The following is a 16,107-nucleotide window of genomic DNA, read 5'->3' as shown; positions in this document are numbered from 1 at the left end:
CGCTCGAGGGTTCGCACCCTGGCAGCCCCTCCCTTGACCCTAGCGGCAGCCTCCAAGGTGCCGCCGAAGCGGAGTTGCACCTATGCACAACGAAAACTTCAACCCGTTCGTCACTGTCTACTCAATCGGCCACCCCTATCCGAAGACGTTGCCGGGAACGTTCGGTGCTGTCGCCGAGTTCCTCTCCCGCCCGCTGAACGTGTTGGCCGTGGCTCTGCCCGGCGTGACCTTCGCTGAAGAACTGATGGTTCGCGGAGCGCCCGTCATGGCCGGCTACATCAAGGACGGCCCCCACATCCATTGGGTGTTCAAGATTGGCGACATGCTCTTCGATTCACCCTTCGATGCGCGCCTCATCAATCGTGAGGACCTTATGATCCACGACCTCACGCCTGAGACGAGGTTGTTGGTGCACATCCACCTGGTCGATTCCAATAGCCAGAAGCTCCGGGCCATGAGGGCGGTCACCCTCTCGCCGTCGCTGACGAAGCGTTTCCTCTGCGACGCGATGGACCAGCTTGCGGACGTGAGGGAGGTTGAGCGGTACTACGCGAAGTGCAAGGCGATCCCCCTGAGGAAGCTCCCGAGGTTGGCGAAGGTCGAGCCCTGCGGATCGTGATAGGTCGGCCACCCCACCGTTTCCTCCAAGGGAAACGGTGGGGTGACCTGCTGGGCACGCCGACACTGGTAATGGGATGACCCAAACCCTTCAGCGAGACTGTGCTGCCTACATTGGCGGAAGGACGGCATTCGTAACCAGTTACGAATGCCGTCCAGTTATGAACTTGTCGGGGGATGTATGCCCAGCTCTACGGCCAAGGACGGCACAGTCCACCTGCGGATGCGGCGCCTCCGGGGGAACCGGCGCCTACGGCGCCGGATGTACGATGGTGCCAAGGCGCCACCGCGGGGCGAGAGGTGCGTGCAAGGGGGAAGTTCGGGTTGGCTGGCGCCCCCAAACCGGAGCCGGCAGCTTCATGACTGCTTACTTTTCGTCGGAGGCACTGAGGCAAGCTATCCTGCCTGGGCCGTCCGCCGGGGCGGTATCCGTTTGTCCGCCACCCTGGGCACCTCGCCCGCCGACGATCTTGCTCGTTGCCGGCCACCGGCTTCTTGCCGTTGCAGGGTCGCCCCGACGACAGTTGTTTGACGGGCCGTGCCAGCAGGACTATGGTAGTACCCGGTATTACCTCATGATACGGAGGCTGCGATGGCAACGTCCCTGAAGATCGATGATGCTCTGAAAAGCCGCGTCCAGCAACTGGCCAGCCAGCGCCGCCGCTCCCCGCACTGGGTAATGCTCGAGGCGATCCAGCAGTACGTGGAGCGCGAGGAGGCACGCGAGGCCTTCAAGCAGGAGGCGCTGGCGTCGTGGGCGGCGTACAAGGAAACCGGCATGCACCTGACCGGCGAGGAGGTGCGTGGCTGGTTGGCTACATGGGGGACCGACGGCGAAGATGCGGTGCCTGAGTGCCACGGGTAATCGTCACCGCCGGCGCGGCGGGCGGGTTGGAAAGATGCCGGAAGTTCCTGGCCGCCAAGGCGCCCGAGGCAGCGAAGCGGGCCGGCCAGGCGATCCAACGCCAACTCCTCCTGCTGGAGACGGCGCCCGAGATCGGGCGACCGCTGCCCGACATGCCCGAGCTGCGGGAGCTGCCGGTCGCATTCGGGGACTCCGGTTACGTGGCCCTGTACCGCTACGAGCCGGCCAGCGACGCCGTTTATGTTTTGGCATTCCGGCACCAGAGGGAAGCTGGCTACTGAACGGACACGCTCATGGACCGTGGCTTCCGAATGCATCGCCCGCGGGCGAACTTGGACGCTGCGCCGAAACCGCGAACATCCATGAAGGGACCTGGAGCATGTCCCCTCCCCAATGCGCCACGGCTCCGAAAGATCGGATCAGCTTGCCATTTGGCATGAATTTGCTATCTTGATGCCAAAGGAGAGCGACAATGCAGTTCGCGACCGTCCGATCGACCCAGGCCAGCCCCCAGCAGCCGACCATCACCGACGAGGAGGCCGCCGCCCTGGCGCGCACGACCGTCAACCTGTTCCGCGCCTGGGACCTCAGCGACCTGGAGGCGCGCACGCTGCTGGGCGACATGGCGCAGAGGACCTGGGCGCGCTGGAAGCTCGGCGAGATCGGCCGCGTGGACAGGGACCTGCGGGCAAGGATGGCCATCCTGATGGGCATCCACAAGGCCCTGCGCTACCTGTTCGCAGAGCCGGCCCGCGGCTATGCCTGGATCCGCAAGCCGAACGGGGCCTTCGCCGGCAGGAGCGCGCTGGACGTCATGATGCGCGGCGAGATCACCGACCTGCTCGACCTGCGCGGCTACCTGGACGCCGAAAGGGGCGCATGGTGACGGTGCCCGTCCGGCGGGTCGCGTGGCCGCGCACCGTCCGCATCATCCGATCCATCCACCCGCCCATCGACCTGTTCGAGGACATCGCCGACCCGGCGGACTGGGAGGCCCTGGCCTCGGCTGAGGCCAAGTTCAACCCGCGCGTCAGGGACAGCATCGGGGACCTCTCCAAGGTGCCGGTCGCCCGGCGCGTGACCGGCCCCGGGGCCAGCTGGGTCATGGCGCCCTTCGTCCACTGCTCAGCCCTGCGGCCGGGGCGCTTCTCCGACGGCAGCTTCGGTCTCTACTACGCCGGCGACCGGACTGAGGTGGCGATCGCCGAGACCGTCCACCACCACGCGCAGTTCATGCGGGCCACGGCGGAGGCGCCCGGCTGGACGTCGCAGTTCCGGGAACTGATCGGCTCTGTGGACGCCGACCTGGACGACGTCGCCGGCCGGGCCGACCTGCTCGACCCTGCGGACTACGGCCCGTCCCAGGCCTTCGGCGCCGCACGGCGGGCGGCCGGGTCGAACGGTATCACCTGGCCGAGCGTGCGGTACCCGGGCGGTGGCTGCATCGCATCGTTCTGGCCGGACGTGGTTCCCATCCCGGCGCAGGGCGCCCATTTCGCCTACCACTGGAACGGCGGCGAGGTCGACTACGTCAAGCAGCTGGACAGCGGCGAGGTATGGCAGGTCAGGGGATAGGCATCCCCGTGCCCCCTCCTCAATGGACCACCTGGCTCCCCGAGCCGCAGCATTTCTTGAACTTCTTGCCCGATCCGCATGGACAAGGATCGTTGCGCCCCGTCTTCACGGACCGGACCGGCTGCGCGGCTTTGCGCCCGCCGGCTTCCCGGTCCCGCCAGAAGACCCATGCCCCGATGAGCAAGGTCGGCAGGTTCTCGATAATCTCGGCGCGGGCGTCGTCGTCCGGTGCCTCGCCTCCATGTTCGTCCGCGATCAGGGCAGAGATCAGCATCGCGATGCCGCCGGCCTGCGGGTCACGCAGCATGGGCGACCATGCCCGTTGCTCAAGGTCGAGGCCCAGGAGGAAACCCTCCGCCCAATGCCGCCCCATCTCCTGGACCGGCACTTCGTATAGGTAGGGTTCGTGCCCAACGCCGGCTCCCAGCCTCGCCGCGATGGTGTTCCAATGCCGCATGAGCAGGCCGGTGACGTGCTGGACCTGCTCCAGGCTGTCATAGACGGGCCCTTCGTTCCCGCCCCAGATGACGGGCATGTAGCGGGACGGCGGCACCACGACCGGGCCCGCGACCAGGGCGGAGAAGAGGCCGTCCAGGTGCTCCATGCTCAACGTCGCTTCCGGTGCCTGCGCGGAATCCAGGAAGCCGGCCAGCCAATCGAGCTCCGCCTCGCTGAGCCGGATGCCCGCCGCCGGATCCATGTCCGGCCCCTCCCCTCCTGACGGTCCAGTGCCCTGGACCAGCCAATCCAGGCCCTGCATCGGGTCGGTGATCGGCACGACATGGTCGCGGACGAGGTAGCCGTCGTCCCCGGGATCGACAGCGACGGCCGCCACCGCCTCGAGAAACTCCTGCTGGTCCGGCTTCCGCGTGTGGGGCAGCCGCCCATCTGTCCACGCCCTCTCGACGCGTTCGACGAACTCCACCAGCCCCAGGTACAGGACCGCATCCTGCCACCCTGCCCAGGCGGCGTCCCCGTCCATCGCCAGGCGCTCCCGGTCGAACCGGTCCAGCAGGTCCATAAGCCGGTCCCTCTCGACGTGACCGTCGTGCACGAGGCGCGAAAGGACCTGCAATGCCGACCAACGGACCTCGCCTGACGCCGCGCCGTCGGACGCCAGCGCAAACAGGGCGTCGGCGTCGCCGTCCCACAGCCCAAGGATCACGCCGGTGGCGAACTCAACGCATCCCTCGCCCAGCAGGCGGTCCAGCTCGTCCTGTGGTCGCCGCAGGAGCCGCAGGAACGGCCCGCAGGCCTGGGTTTCGCGAGCGGCGGCCAGCACATGGAGGCCGACATGGAGGAGCATTTGCTGCCTGGGCAGGAGGTAGACGCCGGCGGTTGCCTTTTCGATCAGCCCGTCCACCACCGGCGCTATTCCAGCAGCGTTGGAGACGGCTACGTCCATTAATCCTGCCAGCTCCGCCTTCGACAAGGGCGTGTCGCCGGCCAATCCGTCGATGATCTTGTCAAGCAGCATACCGTTTCCTCTATAGCGCCGCTCGCCGGGCTCGACGTCGCGGTCATGTGGCAATCATAGGCGCCCCTGGGTGCTGGAAGCTATCGTTGCGGACGCCGCGAGCGACTTTCCAGAGCCGGCCCAGGCAGTGCGAAGTGACCGGGTGCATATCGGTTGAGGCGTCGGAAGGGTTATGGTATTGACCGATATATCAGTCACGAAATCTCCTCGTGATCGCCATGCCGGTCAAAAGGACAGCCTCCATGCAGACGAAGCCGAGGACCTACTCCCGTGCGACAGTCGAGGCCCTGGCCCTTATGGGCGCACAGATTCGCCTGGCGCGCAAACAGCGCGGGATGTCCGAGGCTGAACTGTCCGAGAGGGTCGGCATCGCGAGGAGCACCCTCCAGCTGATCGAGAAGGGCGGCCCCAAGGTGGAGGTCGGATTGGTCTTCGAGGCGGCAACCCTCGTCGGCGTACCTTTGTTCGTGGCGGAGGCCGGGGCCATGGAGCGGCAGATTGAGCGGGTCCAGGACAAGCTTGCCCTCCTGCCCCAGTCGGTCCGCCGCCCACGCACGGAGGTGAAGGATGACTTCTGAGCACCGGCCCGGCCCTGCCGCAGTCGACGAGGTGTTTGTCTGGATCTGGCTGCCGGGTGCCACGGCCCCCGTGGTTGCCGGCAGGATCGCCCGCGAGGGCAACCTCTATGTCTTCAACTACGGCCAGTCGTACCTCGCCCGTTCCGATGCTGTTCCGCTGTTCATGCCGGACCTCCCGTTGAGAGCCGGCGCCCAGGTGCCGAAGGCGCCGCTGGACATGGCCGGCTGCCTCCGCGACGGGTCGCCCGACGCCTGGGGCCGCCGCGTCATCATCAACCGCCTGACAGGACTGCGCGGCGACGCTGCCCAGGCGGTCGAGTTCGACGAACTGACATACATGCTCCATTCCGGGTCCGACAGGATCGGCGCGCTGGACTTCCAGGCGTCCCCCCGCAGCTATGAACCGCGGGAGCAGGAGAACGCCACGCTGGAGGAGTTGCTGGAAGCCGCCGAGAGGGTCCAACGGGGCGAGCCCATCCCGCCGGCACTGGAGAAGGCCCTGTTCCACGGCAGTTCCATCGGCGGTGCGCGACCCAAGGCCCTCGTCGAGGACGAGGGCGGCAAATACATCGCGAAGTTCTCGGCGACCAACGACACGTATGCTGTGGTGAAGGCCGAGTTCGTCGCCATGCGCCTTGCAGCGGCGATCGGCCTGGACGTGGCGCCGGTGAGGCTGGTACAGGCGAACGGCAAGGATGTCCTGCTGGTCCGCCGCTTCGACCGCCAACAGGCCGATGGAGGATGGACCCGCCGCGCCTTGGTATCCGCCTTGACGGTCCTTGGCCTGTCGGAAATGGAGGCCCGCTACGCCGCCTATCCCGACCTTGCCGACAGCGTACGGGCCCGTTTCACAGCCCCCCAGGCCACCTTGCGTGAGCTCTTCGGACGCATGGTCTTCAATGTCCTGGTCGGCAACACCGACGACCATGCCCGAAACCACGCCGCGTTCTGGGACGGCAGGCACCTGACGCTCACCCCAGCCTACGACATCTGTCCCCAGGCGCGGACCGGTCGGGAGGCGGGACAGGCCATGCTCATGCATGCAGGCGACAGGCGCAGCATGTTGGAAACCTGCCGGCGGGCCGCGCCGACGTTCCTTCTCAGCGACGCGGAGGCCCGAGGGATCATCGACGGCCAGGTCGCGACGATCCGTGAAGGCTGGGCCGGCGCATGCGACGAGGCCGGGCTTGCCGAGGTCGATCGAAAGTTCCTCTGGCGCAGGCAGTTCCTGAACGAGTACGCCTTCGACGGATATCCGACCGGAGTCCCTGCGCTGCCGTAGTCGTCGTATCTCCGGTCAACCTCTACCATGGACCCCGTGGAACCATCGCCTCATGCTGCCGTTTCCCATCGTTCGGAAACGCATGGGATGGCCGCGGCTCGGATATGCGTCTCCGGCCCGCGAGCTGCGATCCCAGCTCCCTCGGGACCCGCCCTGCCCGGCACATCCACCAGCCGCCCTTAGTCCTCACGCGGGGATGCGGCGCCAGCGCGGTCGAGGTTGCCATCTAAGTGATGGTATTTTATCATTATGGAGCGAAATGCTGATTAGGTGACAATATGTTGACTCTTACAGTGCCACCATCAGCTACCTGCGCCGCAGTCGGCCGTCGGCTGCGTGACCTGCGCATCCAACATCGGCTCCGCCAGCAGGACGTCGCCGACAGGTCCGGGATCCCGGTCTCGACCTACCGGCTGATGGAACGGCAGGGCGCCGGCAGCCTTGGGAACTTCGTGAAGGTCGCCGACCTGCTGGGAGCGTCGGGGTCGTTCCAGTCCCTCTTCCAGCCCGAGGAGGAGCCGCGGTCGCTCGACGCCGTGCTGCGCCGCCAGAAGCGGCCGTCCCGGGTACGCCACGCGGCCACTTAGGCCCGGCACGCCGCTGGATACCATGCTCGACTTCGGAGGCCATCATCCTGCTGACCGGTATGCGGACAAGCCTGGGACGCGGTGTATTCCATCCCCGCATCTGATCGGCTGTTCCGATCCCTGCGCGATGCACATAGGTCCCGTAGCCGTGTTTAGCAGGGCGCCACCCAGGGCGCAAAGCCGCCTGTAAACTGGCTGGACATGACACGATGTCCGTATGGCTGCATGATCAAAGTCGATCAGGCGCTGCCCACGGGAGGCAGCGCCCGCCGAGTTCAGCCGTTCAGCGCATCCTTCAGCGCCTTGGCCGGCGAGAACTTCGCCTTGGTCTGGGCGGCGATGGTGGTGGCCTCGCCCGTCCGCGGGTTGCGGCCCTGCCGCTCCGGCACCTTCTGCGCAACCAGCTTGCCGAAGCCGGCGAGGTTGACCTCCTTGCCGTCCTTCAGGCCCGTGGCGATGGCCGACAGGATGCCGTCGACGGCGCCCTTGCCGGCAGCCTTGGTGCTGCCCGTGAGGCTGGAGACGATGGCGGCCAGGTCGTCCTTGGTGATCTTGTCGGTCATCTTTGAATCCTGATATGGGGGCGGCGCCGGGATCGGGCCGGAATGGACCTGAGGAATTAGCGCAACGCGGCCGGGGAGGCCAGCCCTCCCCAAGAGGTAAAGGGGGAGGTTGGGTTGGGGCTGGCCTGCGGCGCCGGCGCGTCGGAGCGGGGGGCGCCGGGGCGCCCCGGGCCGAGAGGTGGGGAGGTGGGGAGGTGGCGGGCCGAGGGGGATTGGGTGGGATGCTGGCAGGGCACGGGGCGGAAAGGCTTCCATCAACCTTTAGCTACCGGCCACCCGACCTCCAGGTTGTCAAGCAAGCCCGATACGACATCGCTCGCCTGACGTTGCCGCAACGCCTGCTGTTCACGGACGTCCCCGTCTGAAGCATCGCCGTCGATCTCGAACTGGGCGACCGCAACGGGACCCTCCCGCAGGTATCCTTCCTCCGGGATCGGATCGCAAAAGCGCATGCGGAGGATACCCAGCGCTTGGCGGATGACTTCGGCATGCTTCCCAGCCAAAGCCTGCCGGAATTTTGAGATGGCACCACCCAGCCCTCCTTCGCCATGCTCCAGGCAGTAGACGAGGTCGTGGGCGTCCTTCCTCTCGCGGCGGTGGTCGAACGCGAACGCCTTCAGGCAGGTGAACGACACGATGTCCGCGTACGGGATGGTTTCGGTCGCCCTGCCCCTCTCGCCGAGGAGGTCGGCCGTCACCTCCACCCGATCGTGAAGGTCGAAGACCAGCGACGCGTGGGGGATGTTGATCGCTGAGACGTTGCCGTCGGTCGGGAGCACCTGCAACGCGCCTCCTCGAAGCTTTGGGTCGTCGGCGAGGAACTCGAGGATGAGGGTTACGCCACGTTCGGTCCTCGTCTTCCAGCGCCAGTTGACCTTCGTGCCCTTCTCGTTCTCAGCGCGATCGAAGCCCATGCGGTGCAGGTTCTCCTCGAGGGTCCGGTACGCTTCGGTGTCGGCGAGGACGGCCAGGTCAACGACGACATCGATGTCGCCCGTACCGGCGTGAAGAGGCACCTCCGGCGGACGCGACCTCACCAGGTAGCGCGGCGCCAGCCCGCCCACCAGGAACACTGAGTCCCGCCAGGGACCCAGGCCGCTGAAGAGCGTCACGAGGACGCGCTCGCAATCGGCGGCCACGTCCTGGTTGTATTCGGCAAGGAATTGCGGCTTGGACATCATGCTCCCAGTTTTTCAGCGCGGAGGTGCTGCGCCATTTCCTTGGCGCGCCCCCCGGATTGCAAAAGGTCGAGGTACGCCTGGAGCGGGTCGGCGACCCAAAGGTCGCCGACCCGCTGGCGAAACCTGAGCTGGTCGTCCGCCCTCAGTTCCTGGACGCCGAGGTTCCAGCCTTCCCTGACCGGTCTGGCGCCGACTTCCTCCAGCATGGCCTGCAGCGGCTTGCCACCGGTGGCGCGGCACGCGACCTGGGAGACTCCCGACAGGTACGGGGCGTGGACCTGGCCGGCGGATATTCCCGCGAGTTCGTACCGAACCCCAGTCCTCTCGCTGGCGTCGTCCAACCGGCGTTGCAAGTCCGCATAGGCGGCGGAACGCACATAGTAGTGCCGGACGGCCTTCGGCTTGGCCGAGCTTTGGTAGGCGGCCCATGAATCGAGCAGGGCGCCCGGGTTGGCCAGGCGCCGCTCCTTCGAAGGCCCGCTGCCGCGTGCCTCCACCCACTCCCGGCGCTCAAGGGCCGCCAGCGTCACCGACGCCGTTGCCGGCGACACACCGGCCCTTTCGGCGATTTCGTGTACGCCGAACCAATCCCGCTCCCGTCCCCATACCGCATGCAGGACCTGGGCGCGCTGGCCGGAGAAGACGTTGTTCACCGCCCGGGATTGCTTCCGCGATTCCGGCTTGTCGAGACGGAGGTAAAGGCCCCGCGCGGCAATGAAGAGGTTTCCGTCCCCGTCGAAATAGCCGACGCGCTCCTTCCTGAGCAGATCCCGCGCTCCCGGCGAAATGCTTTCTGCGACCAGGACGGGCATGGCTTCATGGCCTGCCATACCGCCCTGGTTGAGGCTGTTCCGATGGCGCCAGAGGGCCTCGCGCGCATCGCGCGGGAAAACCGATTGCTTGAAATCCACGACCAGCCTGTACCGCTGGCCATCCAAACTTGCTTCCAGGACCGCATCCGGCCGATGTTGGCCGCCGGGCTCCTCGGGCGAGCACACCGTCGGGGGTTCGCCGCCGGTTATGTCGGCCAAGGCCTCCGCCAGTTTCTCGACCAGAACGTCCTTTGCCTGACCGTTCATCTATGTTTCCTGCGCAGCGAATAAGCTAACATCATCGAATATACGGCATTCTGTCAATATTTGCTGTGCAGCGAAGATGAATGGCCATTTTCGCCCCTGCATCCAGGGCTTCTGTCAGGGTGACGACGGAGCCTGGCTCTCCGAAGACGGCTCCGCCTGGTCCGAACCGTCCCGAAGGTACTCGACCTCGTGGACGTCGGCCCGCGGAATGGCAATCATGGTGCGCCGGGTATCATCGCCATCCTTGGGCTGCTTGGGACCTCCGTCGAGCCATAGCAGGTAGGCGTCTTTGCCGCGGAGCGCCAAGGGAAGCGGCTTCAGGCGGATGCGGTCGGCGTCCAGGGTGCCGGACGGGCAAGCACCCGCCGGCAGCATGTCCGGAAACCGCGAGCATACGGTACCGCCGTCGACCCACAGGGCCACCACCCGACCGCCCCCGATGCTGAAGAAGTTGAGCATCCGTTCAACGACGTGCGGCGCCGTAGGCCAGAATAACACGCAGCACAGGGTGACGCCGATGACAGCAAGGACCACGTCGCCGGCCCGTCGGCGGACCGCCCAACCGGAGAGGAACACCAGGAACATGCCCGGAAGTATCGGCAGGCCGGCGAGCAACAGCTTCGTCGGTATGTCCCCCCAATCCGGCGAGCTGCGGTAAAACCCCGACAGGAGCTCGATGGCCACCCGGGTGTAGATGAACATCGAGAACATGGTTACGGCATTCATCCCCAACAGGTAGCCCCAGCCGGTGCGAACTTCCCGCCAGATTCCCCGGCTGTCGGCGGAACGCCGAACAGAATTGGCGGAATCGAACAGTGCGACACAGACCAGGAGGACATAGCCTAACCGGGCGAAATCCATCCACGTCTTGGCCCCCGGGTGGTCAGTCGCTGCGATGAACATGGGCATCACGATGCAGGAATAGGCTACCGCACCCGGCACCACCGCCAAAAGCCATCGAAAATGATTCCGCCGCTCGACGACCTTGGCTTCAGCATTGGGATCCGGATGGTGGTGGCCGGAGTCGAGAAGCCGGGCCATGCCCGGGACCAGCAGGATAAGGGCGATTGCCAACAGGACAAGCCAGGCCAGGGAGGAGATCAGGAAGACGCCGGAGCCGGTGGCCTCCAGCATGTCGAAAACCGGCACGCCCTCGGCGAGGCAGTACCAGACGACGCTGAAGTACCCCAAGGCCACCGACGTCAGGAAGCCGAACGCAACCTTGAAGGCCAGGTGGAGGGTCAGCGCCTCCCGCGCCGCTTTCCGCAGGTTGTCCCAACGGGGAGAATTTTGCGTCACTACAAGAGCCTCCGTGCTTTGTGAATTCGGCGAGATGTGATCGGCTACGCCTTCGCGGCATGGGCAAAACGACAGATCCGGGCATTCGGGGAATACTGCCGAAGGATGAGTTGGGCAGCTGATGAGGCCGCGAAGCCGACGGTTCGAGCGCCCTCGGCCGCCAAGTGGAGCGAAGCGGCAGGGACAGCGCGAACAGGTCCGATTGCGTGCAGATCCGAGAGACGGAACTGGTGGTGTGGGAGGCAACACCAGCGCAAAACAGGGCAGCTGGGCGCCGTCCACGTCAAGCCATATGTGCGACGACCAGGAGTATACGGGGCAGCAGCGCCCACAGCCTCATCCATCTCGGGCAGGGCATCGCTGATGAACCTGGTAACCATCGCCCCTCACTCGGGTGCTTCAGCAATGTGGAGGACACCCCTCGTAGATATTATGATGAGTAGAATTTGCAGTTTTATAAACGCCGCGGCGCAAGCGGTGATGGCCATTGACGCAACTCCATCGAGAGAACATGGTTATACGATCTCTGGTGGAGGTATAGCTATGACACGGTTGCTCTCTGCGATCCTGTTGGCTCTGTCGGTCCTGGTGGGGCTGGTCGCCGCCCCTCCTGCAGCCAATGCCTGGGGTCGCCAGGGACACTTGGTCGTATGTGATCTCGCATATCGCAATCTCACTGAGACAAGCCGCGCGGCGCTGATAGATTTGTTGCAGTCGCGCGCTGGCGGTATCCATGTCGCAGGCCGAGGCAAGCTGGATGATCGCCGGTATACCTCGTTCAATATCGGCTGCCTTGAGGAGGACGCCATGCCCAGGCGTCATCCCGAGGACCATTTCATCAATGTCGACCGGACAGTCCTGTCGATCGACAGTGCAGGCTGCCCGCGCGACGGCGACTGCATCCTCTCCGGCATCGACCGCGACCTGTCGATCCTGCGCGATGCTTCGCGTCCGCGTGAGGAGCGGGTGTTCGCGCTCATGGCGCTCGGCCATTGGCTGGGGGACATCCACCAGCCGCTGCACGTGTCGTTCGCCGACGATCGGGGTGGCAACGGGATCGAGGTCCCCAGCTTCCGCTGCGGACTATCAACCTACCGCTCGGACAACCTCCATTCGGTATGGGACGCATGCATCCTCGAAGCCGGCCTGTTCGACCGCGTACGCAAGCGCGCGGACTTTCGACCAAGTTGGGGCCCGAACACCATCACATACCGGGCGGTCGATACCCTGATGGCAAACACGAGCCTCGCCGAGGAGCGGGCGATCGTCCAGGGCGACCCGCGGGCCTGGGCGGACGAGTCTTACCAGATCGCCTTGGCGCCGGAGACGCTCTATTGCGTCAGGGTCGGGCCTGCGTGCCAGTACTCGGAAACAGCGGCGGTCCTGAAGCCACAAACGCCCAAACGGCGCCAGACGATCGGCGCCGCCTACCTGGCCGCCAATGATCGCCGGGCGCAGGATCGGGTCCGATACGCCGGTTTCCGCCTCGCGCATCTGTTGAACCAGGCGCTTGACCCAGCCTATGCAGGCCCGACGGCCAACGGCGCCCAGCCGACGTGAACAACCTGGCGACATGACCGTCGCACGTGGACATCGATCCGGACGTTTGATCCCACGAGGTGAAGCCGTGAAGCACCTTTTGCGCCGATGGAGAAGGAGCATTGCAGCGGTACGGCAGAGGGCAAGCCTTTGGCGGGATGCATATTTGCCGCGGCATATACTGATTGCCGGCTTCAGTGCGTCGTTTGCGGCCGTGGCCTTGTTGTACAGGACCAAGCCCGACTTGTAGGACGGCTATTGGCCGGGCGTGTTCGTCGAGGCAACCGGTTTCCTGCTTGATCTCGTATTCTTCGGGATCTTCATGGCGCTGGTTCTGAACGGAAGCGAGCGGCGGCAGAGGGTCGAGCGATACCAGGAAGAAATCCAGGACTTTAAGCGGTGGAACAGCGAGGAGGGCCGGATGCGCATTGCCGGCGCCGTGCGCCGGCTGGTCGGGATGGGCAAGACCGACATCGACTTTACCGGCATCAAGTTGACCAGCTTCTCGTTTTGTAACAATGACATCAAATCGATACGTGGGTCTCGATTTTACCAGGGTGAATGGGGAAACCTGTCCAGCCGCGAGCAGGTAGAACTGGACTCGGTGGACTTCGGCTTCATTGACTGTTCGAAAGTCATCTTTTCGCCAGGCAATCCGCTTCAGGGATTGCTGCTTCCCCCACCGGTGACCATTAAGGATTGTCGGTTTCCAGATGCCAACCTGCGCGGTGCCGTGTTCAATGGCGCGCTGTTGGCGTGGACGGACCCGCCGCCGTCCAGTCTTTACGAGGTAGTTGATACCGATGACGCCGGCGAGCCGAGTTTTGCGCAGTCTGTCCTTGCTCCGTTCGACAGGGCGGACTTGACCGGCGCGTCCTTCCGGGATGTCCAGTTCGTCAATGCTGATTTTCGCCACGTCACGAACATCCTCGATGCCGACTTCTCCGGTGCCATCGGTCTCGATCGTGTGGAATTCGACGATGATGAAACGAAGCAGCACGTGATCCGTCAATCCACACGAACATCTGGACAGGCGTAGTAGTTCATCGAAGGCCCATCCACATCGCGGATGTAAATTCCCCCCCTCCGTTTCACCTACCCTACGGCCGGCTGCATTGCTTCCCTTGGGACAACATAGAGATTCTCCCAGGTACCCCGGAATAGGGGCGCTGATCCGGTCGCGTCAGTGAACCGGATGCCCAGGACGCTGCAATCGTCCTGGTTGGGCGGTCCCGTCTGGGCTTCCCCAGCCAGCATGCGGAACTGGTCCGCGTCGGAAAGCCCGGCCCAGAACCCGTCCGTCGCCAGCACCAAGCCGACGTGCCCGGTGCACAGCAGTTCGGCATGCTCAAGCGGCTCGAATTCCCGCCAGCGGAAGCACCTGGTGATCCTGTTCCTCATGGGCGAGGCAGCCAGCTGCGGGATCGGCACATCCGCCAGGGAGTTCGCCAGCGTATGCGGCTGGGTGCACCATTCGATTTCCTCCCCTGCGCTCCTGTAGCCGGCGATGCAGTCCCCAGCATGGAGTGCCATGACAGGATGGTTTGGTTCCGTAACGACGACCACGATGAGGCTGGCGGCGGCGAAGGGGAATTCGCGGCGAAGGGCGGGATGCCATGCCCGCATTTGCTCGTTGAACATCGTCGGTGTGACAGGCAGCCCGGCCCCCGCGAACCAGTCCGCCAAGCGTTGCGCAAGTTCTTTGGCAAGCTCGCCGCTGCCCCTGGCGGAGCTTGAGCCGTCCAGTACCGCACACATGGTCGCTTCGGGTCGAACCGCGATCCCGCACCAATCCCTGTTATCGAGCGTCAGGCTCCCTGGACAGGTCTGCCAATTGAGTTCAAGTCGCATCCGGCTGTCCTCCGAGACTTGCCAGGGCGACGATCCGCTGCCGGACAATCTCGGCCCGCCCCTCCGGGCCGCGGACGTTGCCGACCAGGAAGAAGTCGAACTGCCCGTCGGCCAGCAGAGCCTGGAACTGGCGCGATATGAAGGCGCGCACCTCTGGTTCGGCCTGTTGTACCTCGTCTACCAGCTCCTCCCTGCCGTCGACGACGACCAGCACGTCCTCGATGTCGTGGCTGTCAAGGAGGTCGCCGTTCCCTCGGCCCAGATAGGCGTCAAGCTTGGTGGCCAGGAACAGGGCAGGCGCCAGCGTCCTGATTGCAAGCCCGCCGGGAAGCGTCACCGACTGCGCGGTTTCGATCCCCCGCGCATACCACCGGTTGCTGAAGCCGAGTATGTCGGGATCGTCCGGCATGAAATCGACCTTCATGTTCCCGAGCCGCATCCGGCATATAACGTCGTCGTCCGAGTTGACCGAGAAGCCCCGACCCACCAGTTGTTCCTGGAACAGGCCCCACGCCCCATGCCCGACAAGGTCGACGATCAGGTCCACGTCGTCCGTCGCCCGGACGTCCTCCAGGGTGACCGGGTCGGTGACGAAGAGCGCGGTGGTGCAGCCGCCGACGAAGACCAAGCGCCCGCGGAGCTCGTCCCCGAGCGCGGAAGCCACCGTCTCCAACATCCCCAGTAGCTGGCCTTGGACTTCACCCACGGTTCATCAGCCTTTCCCGGAGCCGCTCGCCCGCTAGGTTCGTTTCCCGCTGGCGACCGATCCGTATCGCATCGACGAGCGCCAGATACTCGTACAGCCGGGGGTCCGATTCAACGGCCTCGGCCGCCGACTTGAACAGCGGGGGTATGGACTCCCCGCGCACCTCGCCGTGCGCGGACGGCCACACGTAGCCGTAATTCCCTGGGGCGAGGACCTGCCCCTTCAGCATCGGCGCGGAGAACCCCGTCGGGACGCCGCGAGTGACGGCGCCGGGCTTCGCTGGGAACACGTACCTTAGACCGTGGAGGATGAACTCGAGCAGCCTCTGCCGGTTCGGTTTTACCTGGGACGCTCCCTTGATCGCCAAGCCGGATTCCAGACTTCGCCGTATCGACGCGCTCACCTCGGTCTTGCTGATGCCGAGCGCGGCTCCAAGGCCGCGCATGGAGAACGGGTCTTCCTCCTCTGCGGATTTCCCCTGGACGGTGCCTTGCGGGCACTCCCTCTCACGATCATGGAGACTGACCAGCTTGAGGAGGATGATTATGTCCTGGCCCTTCATCGAATACTGACCCTGTCCGCTGTCCTAGGACTGAGGACATGTAACCATGCGAGTTCCTGGAAGGTCAAATCAAATTTGTCCGCTGTCCTGGGACTGAGGACAGACACTCCGCGATCCTCCCTTCAATCGTCGATGGACGACGCCATGCCTGCAAAAACCAGCCTGAAACGCTACCCTCCAATGAAAGGCAGAACGCCCGCAGACCAACAGCCTCGAAGCCACGCGCCATGACGGAAAAACTGACCTCGGATGAGTTGGGCGAAGCAGGGGAGAGCCTTTTCAAACTGCTTTGCGCCCGTACGAAGTGAGCTGGCCCCGTAAAACTGGACAAGTCGTTAAGCTCGG

At 64.9% G+C, this 16,107-nt stretch carries 18 protein-coding genes and 2 pseudogenes; 10 read left to right on the top strand and 10 right to left on the bottom strand.

Annotated elements, in window-relative coordinates; translation table 11 throughout:
- Positions 1-82 precede the first annotated feature (82 nt).
- The 5 genes from CHU95_RS01115 to CHU95_RS01095 all read left to right on the top strand — a co-directional run bounded on the left by CHU95_RS01115 (position 83) and on the right by CHU95_RS01095 (position 3,058).
- A complete protein-coding gene (locus CHU95_RS01115; RefSeq protein ID WP_094452876.1) occupies positions 83-619 on the top strand; it encodes a hypothetical protein in 537 nt (178 codons plus the stop codon).
- Between the two features lie 591 nt (positions 620-1,210).
- Entirely contained in the window at positions 1,211-1,483 is a 273-nt protein-coding gene (locus CHU95_RS01110) for a CopG family ribbon-helix-helix protein (RefSeq protein ID WP_094452874.1), read from the top strand.
- Positions 1,471-1,764 (top strand): type II toxin-antitoxin system RelE/ParE family toxin, encoded by a 294-nt coding sequence (locus CHU95_RS01105; protein ID WP_094452872.1) that lies wholly within the window; start codon positions 1,471-1,473, stop codon positions 1,762-1,764. Before CHU95_RS01110 ends, CHU95_RS01105 begins: the two co-directional genes overlap by 13 nt.
- 191 nt (positions 1,765-1,955) lie before the next feature.
- Positions 1,956-2,369: an MbcA/ParS/Xre antitoxin family protein gene (locus CHU95_RS01100; RefSeq protein ID WP_094452870.1), complete on the top strand. Its 414-nt coding sequence runs from the start codon at positions 1,956-1,958 to the stop codon at positions 2,367-2,369.
- The gene (locus CHU95_RS01095; protein WP_094452868.1) at positions 2,363-3,058 is read left to right on the top strand and encodes an RES family NAD+ phosphorylase; all 696 of its coding nucleotides are present in this window, start codon (positions 2,363-2,365) and stop codon (positions 3,056-3,058) included. Before CHU95_RS01100 ends, CHU95_RS01095 begins: the two co-directional genes overlap by 7 nt.
- Before the next feature lie 19 nt (positions 3,059-3,077).
- Here CHU95_RS01095 and CHU95_RS22780 read toward each other — a convergent pair.
- A pseudogene (locus CHU95_RS22780) lies at positions 3,078-3,173 on the bottom strand (SEC-C metal-binding domain-containing protein); the annotation flags it as partial.
- A gap of 60 nt (positions 3,174-3,233) precedes the next feature.
- A pseudogene (locus CHU95_RS23115) lies at positions 3,234-3,758 on the bottom strand (UPF0149 family protein); the annotation flags it as partial.
- A gap of 1,019 nt (positions 3,759-4,777) precedes the next feature.
- Between CHU95_RS23115 and CHU95_RS01085 the strand changes: the two are divergent.
- From CHU95_RS01085 to CHU95_RS23170, 3 genes are all read left to right on the top strand, one after another.
- Complete coding sequence (locus CHU95_RS01085; protein WP_094452930.1) at positions 4,778-5,113, top strand: helix-turn-helix transcriptional regulator; 336 nt, start codon at positions 4,778-4,780, stop codon at positions 5,111-5,113.
- On the top strand, positions 5,103-6,395 hold the full coding sequence (locus CHU95_RS01080) for a type II toxin-antitoxin system HipA family toxin (RefSeq protein ID WP_094452864.1): 1,293 nt from the start codon (positions 5,103-5,105) through the stop codon (positions 6,393-6,395). Before CHU95_RS01085 ends, CHU95_RS01080 begins: the two co-directional genes overlap by 11 nt.
- A gap of 278 nt (positions 6,396-6,673) precedes the next feature.
- Positions 6,674-6,982, top strand: coding sequence for a helix-turn-helix transcriptional regulator (locus CHU95_RS23170; RefSeq protein WP_094452862.1), 309 nt, complete (start codon positions 6,674-6,676; stop codon positions 6,980-6,982).
- 275 nt (positions 6,983-7,257) lie between these two features.
- Here the strand turns inward: CHU95_RS23170 and CHU95_RS01070 are convergent, their stop codons facing one another.
- The 4 genes from CHU95_RS01070 to CHU95_RS01055 form a co-directional block, all read right to left on the bottom strand.
- Complete coding sequence (locus tag CHU95_RS01070; protein WP_094452860.1) at positions 7,258-7,545, bottom strand: HU family DNA-binding protein; 288 nt, start codon at positions 7,543-7,545, stop codon at positions 7,258-7,260.
- A 254-nt stretch (positions 7,546-7,799) separates the two neighbouring features.
- On the bottom strand, positions 7,800-8,726 hold the full coding sequence (locus CHU95_RS01065) for an antitoxin (RefSeq protein WP_245837789.1): 927 nt from the start codon (positions 8,724-8,726) through the stop codon (positions 7,800-7,802).
- Positions 8,723-9,805 (bottom strand): helix-turn-helix domain-containing protein, encoded by a 1,083-nt coding sequence (locus tag CHU95_RS01060; RefSeq protein ID WP_094452858.1) that lies wholly within the window; start codon positions 9,803-9,805, stop codon positions 8,723-8,725. The genes CHU95_RS01065 and CHU95_RS01060 overlap by 4 nt, the downstream gene beginning before the upstream one ends.
- A 114-nt stretch (positions 9,806-9,919) precedes the next feature.
- A complete protein-coding gene (locus CHU95_RS01055) occupies positions 9,920-11,104 on the bottom strand; it encodes a hypothetical protein (protein WP_094452856.1) in 1,185 nt (394 codons plus the stop codon).
- 543 nt (positions 11,105-11,647) lie between these two features.
- Between CHU95_RS01055 and CHU95_RS01050 the strand changes: the two genes are divergently transcribed.
- Both CHU95_RS01050 and CHU95_RS01045 read left to right on the top strand, forming a co-directional pair.
- Complete coding sequence (locus tag CHU95_RS01050; RefSeq protein ID WP_165771931.1) at positions 11,648-12,664, top strand: S1/P1 nuclease; 1,017 nt, start codon at positions 11,648-11,650, stop codon at positions 12,662-12,664.
- A gap of 247 nt (positions 12,665-12,911) precedes the next feature.
- A complete protein-coding gene (locus tag CHU95_RS01045; RefSeq protein WP_094452852.1) occupies positions 12,912-13,682 on the top strand; it encodes a pentapeptide repeat-containing protein in 771 nt (256 codons plus the stop codon).
- 56 nt (positions 13,683-13,738) lie between these two features.
- Here CHU95_RS01045 and CHU95_RS01040 read toward each other — a convergent pair whose 3' ends face one another.
- The 4 genes from CHU95_RS01040 to CHU95_RS22635 all read right to left on the bottom strand — a co-directional run.
- Positions 13,739-14,494: a protein phosphatase 2C domain-containing protein gene (locus CHU95_RS01040; RefSeq protein WP_094452850.1), complete on the bottom strand. Its 756-nt coding sequence runs from the start codon at positions 14,492-14,494 to the stop codon at positions 13,739-13,741.
- Positions 14,484-15,200, bottom strand: a complete 717-nt coding sequence (locus tag CHU95_RS01035; RefSeq protein WP_094452848.1) for a hypothetical protein — start codon at positions 15,198-15,200, stop codon at positions 14,484-14,486. The genes CHU95_RS01040 and CHU95_RS01035 overlap by 11 nt, the downstream gene beginning before the upstream one ends.
- Positions 15,193-15,762, bottom strand: coding sequence for a hypothetical protein (locus CHU95_RS01030; protein ID WP_094452846.1), 570 nt, complete (start codon positions 15,760-15,762; stop codon positions 15,193-15,195). Before CHU95_RS01030 ends, CHU95_RS01035 begins: the two co-directional genes overlap by 8 nt.
- A gap of 64 nt (positions 15,763-15,826) precedes the next feature.
- Positions 15,827-16,107: hypothetical protein (locus tag CHU95_RS22635; protein WP_207762331.1), on the bottom strand; the 281-nt coding region annotated here is incomplete at its 5' end.

The organism is Niveispirillum lacus (genome assembly GCF_002251795.1).
Classification (GTDB): domain Bacteria; phylum Pseudomonadota; class Alphaproteobacteria; order Azospirillales; family Azospirillaceae; genus Niveispirillum; species Niveispirillum lacus.
Note: the sequence above shows the minus strand (reverse complement) of the source record. Positions and strands in the feature narration are given on the sequence as shown.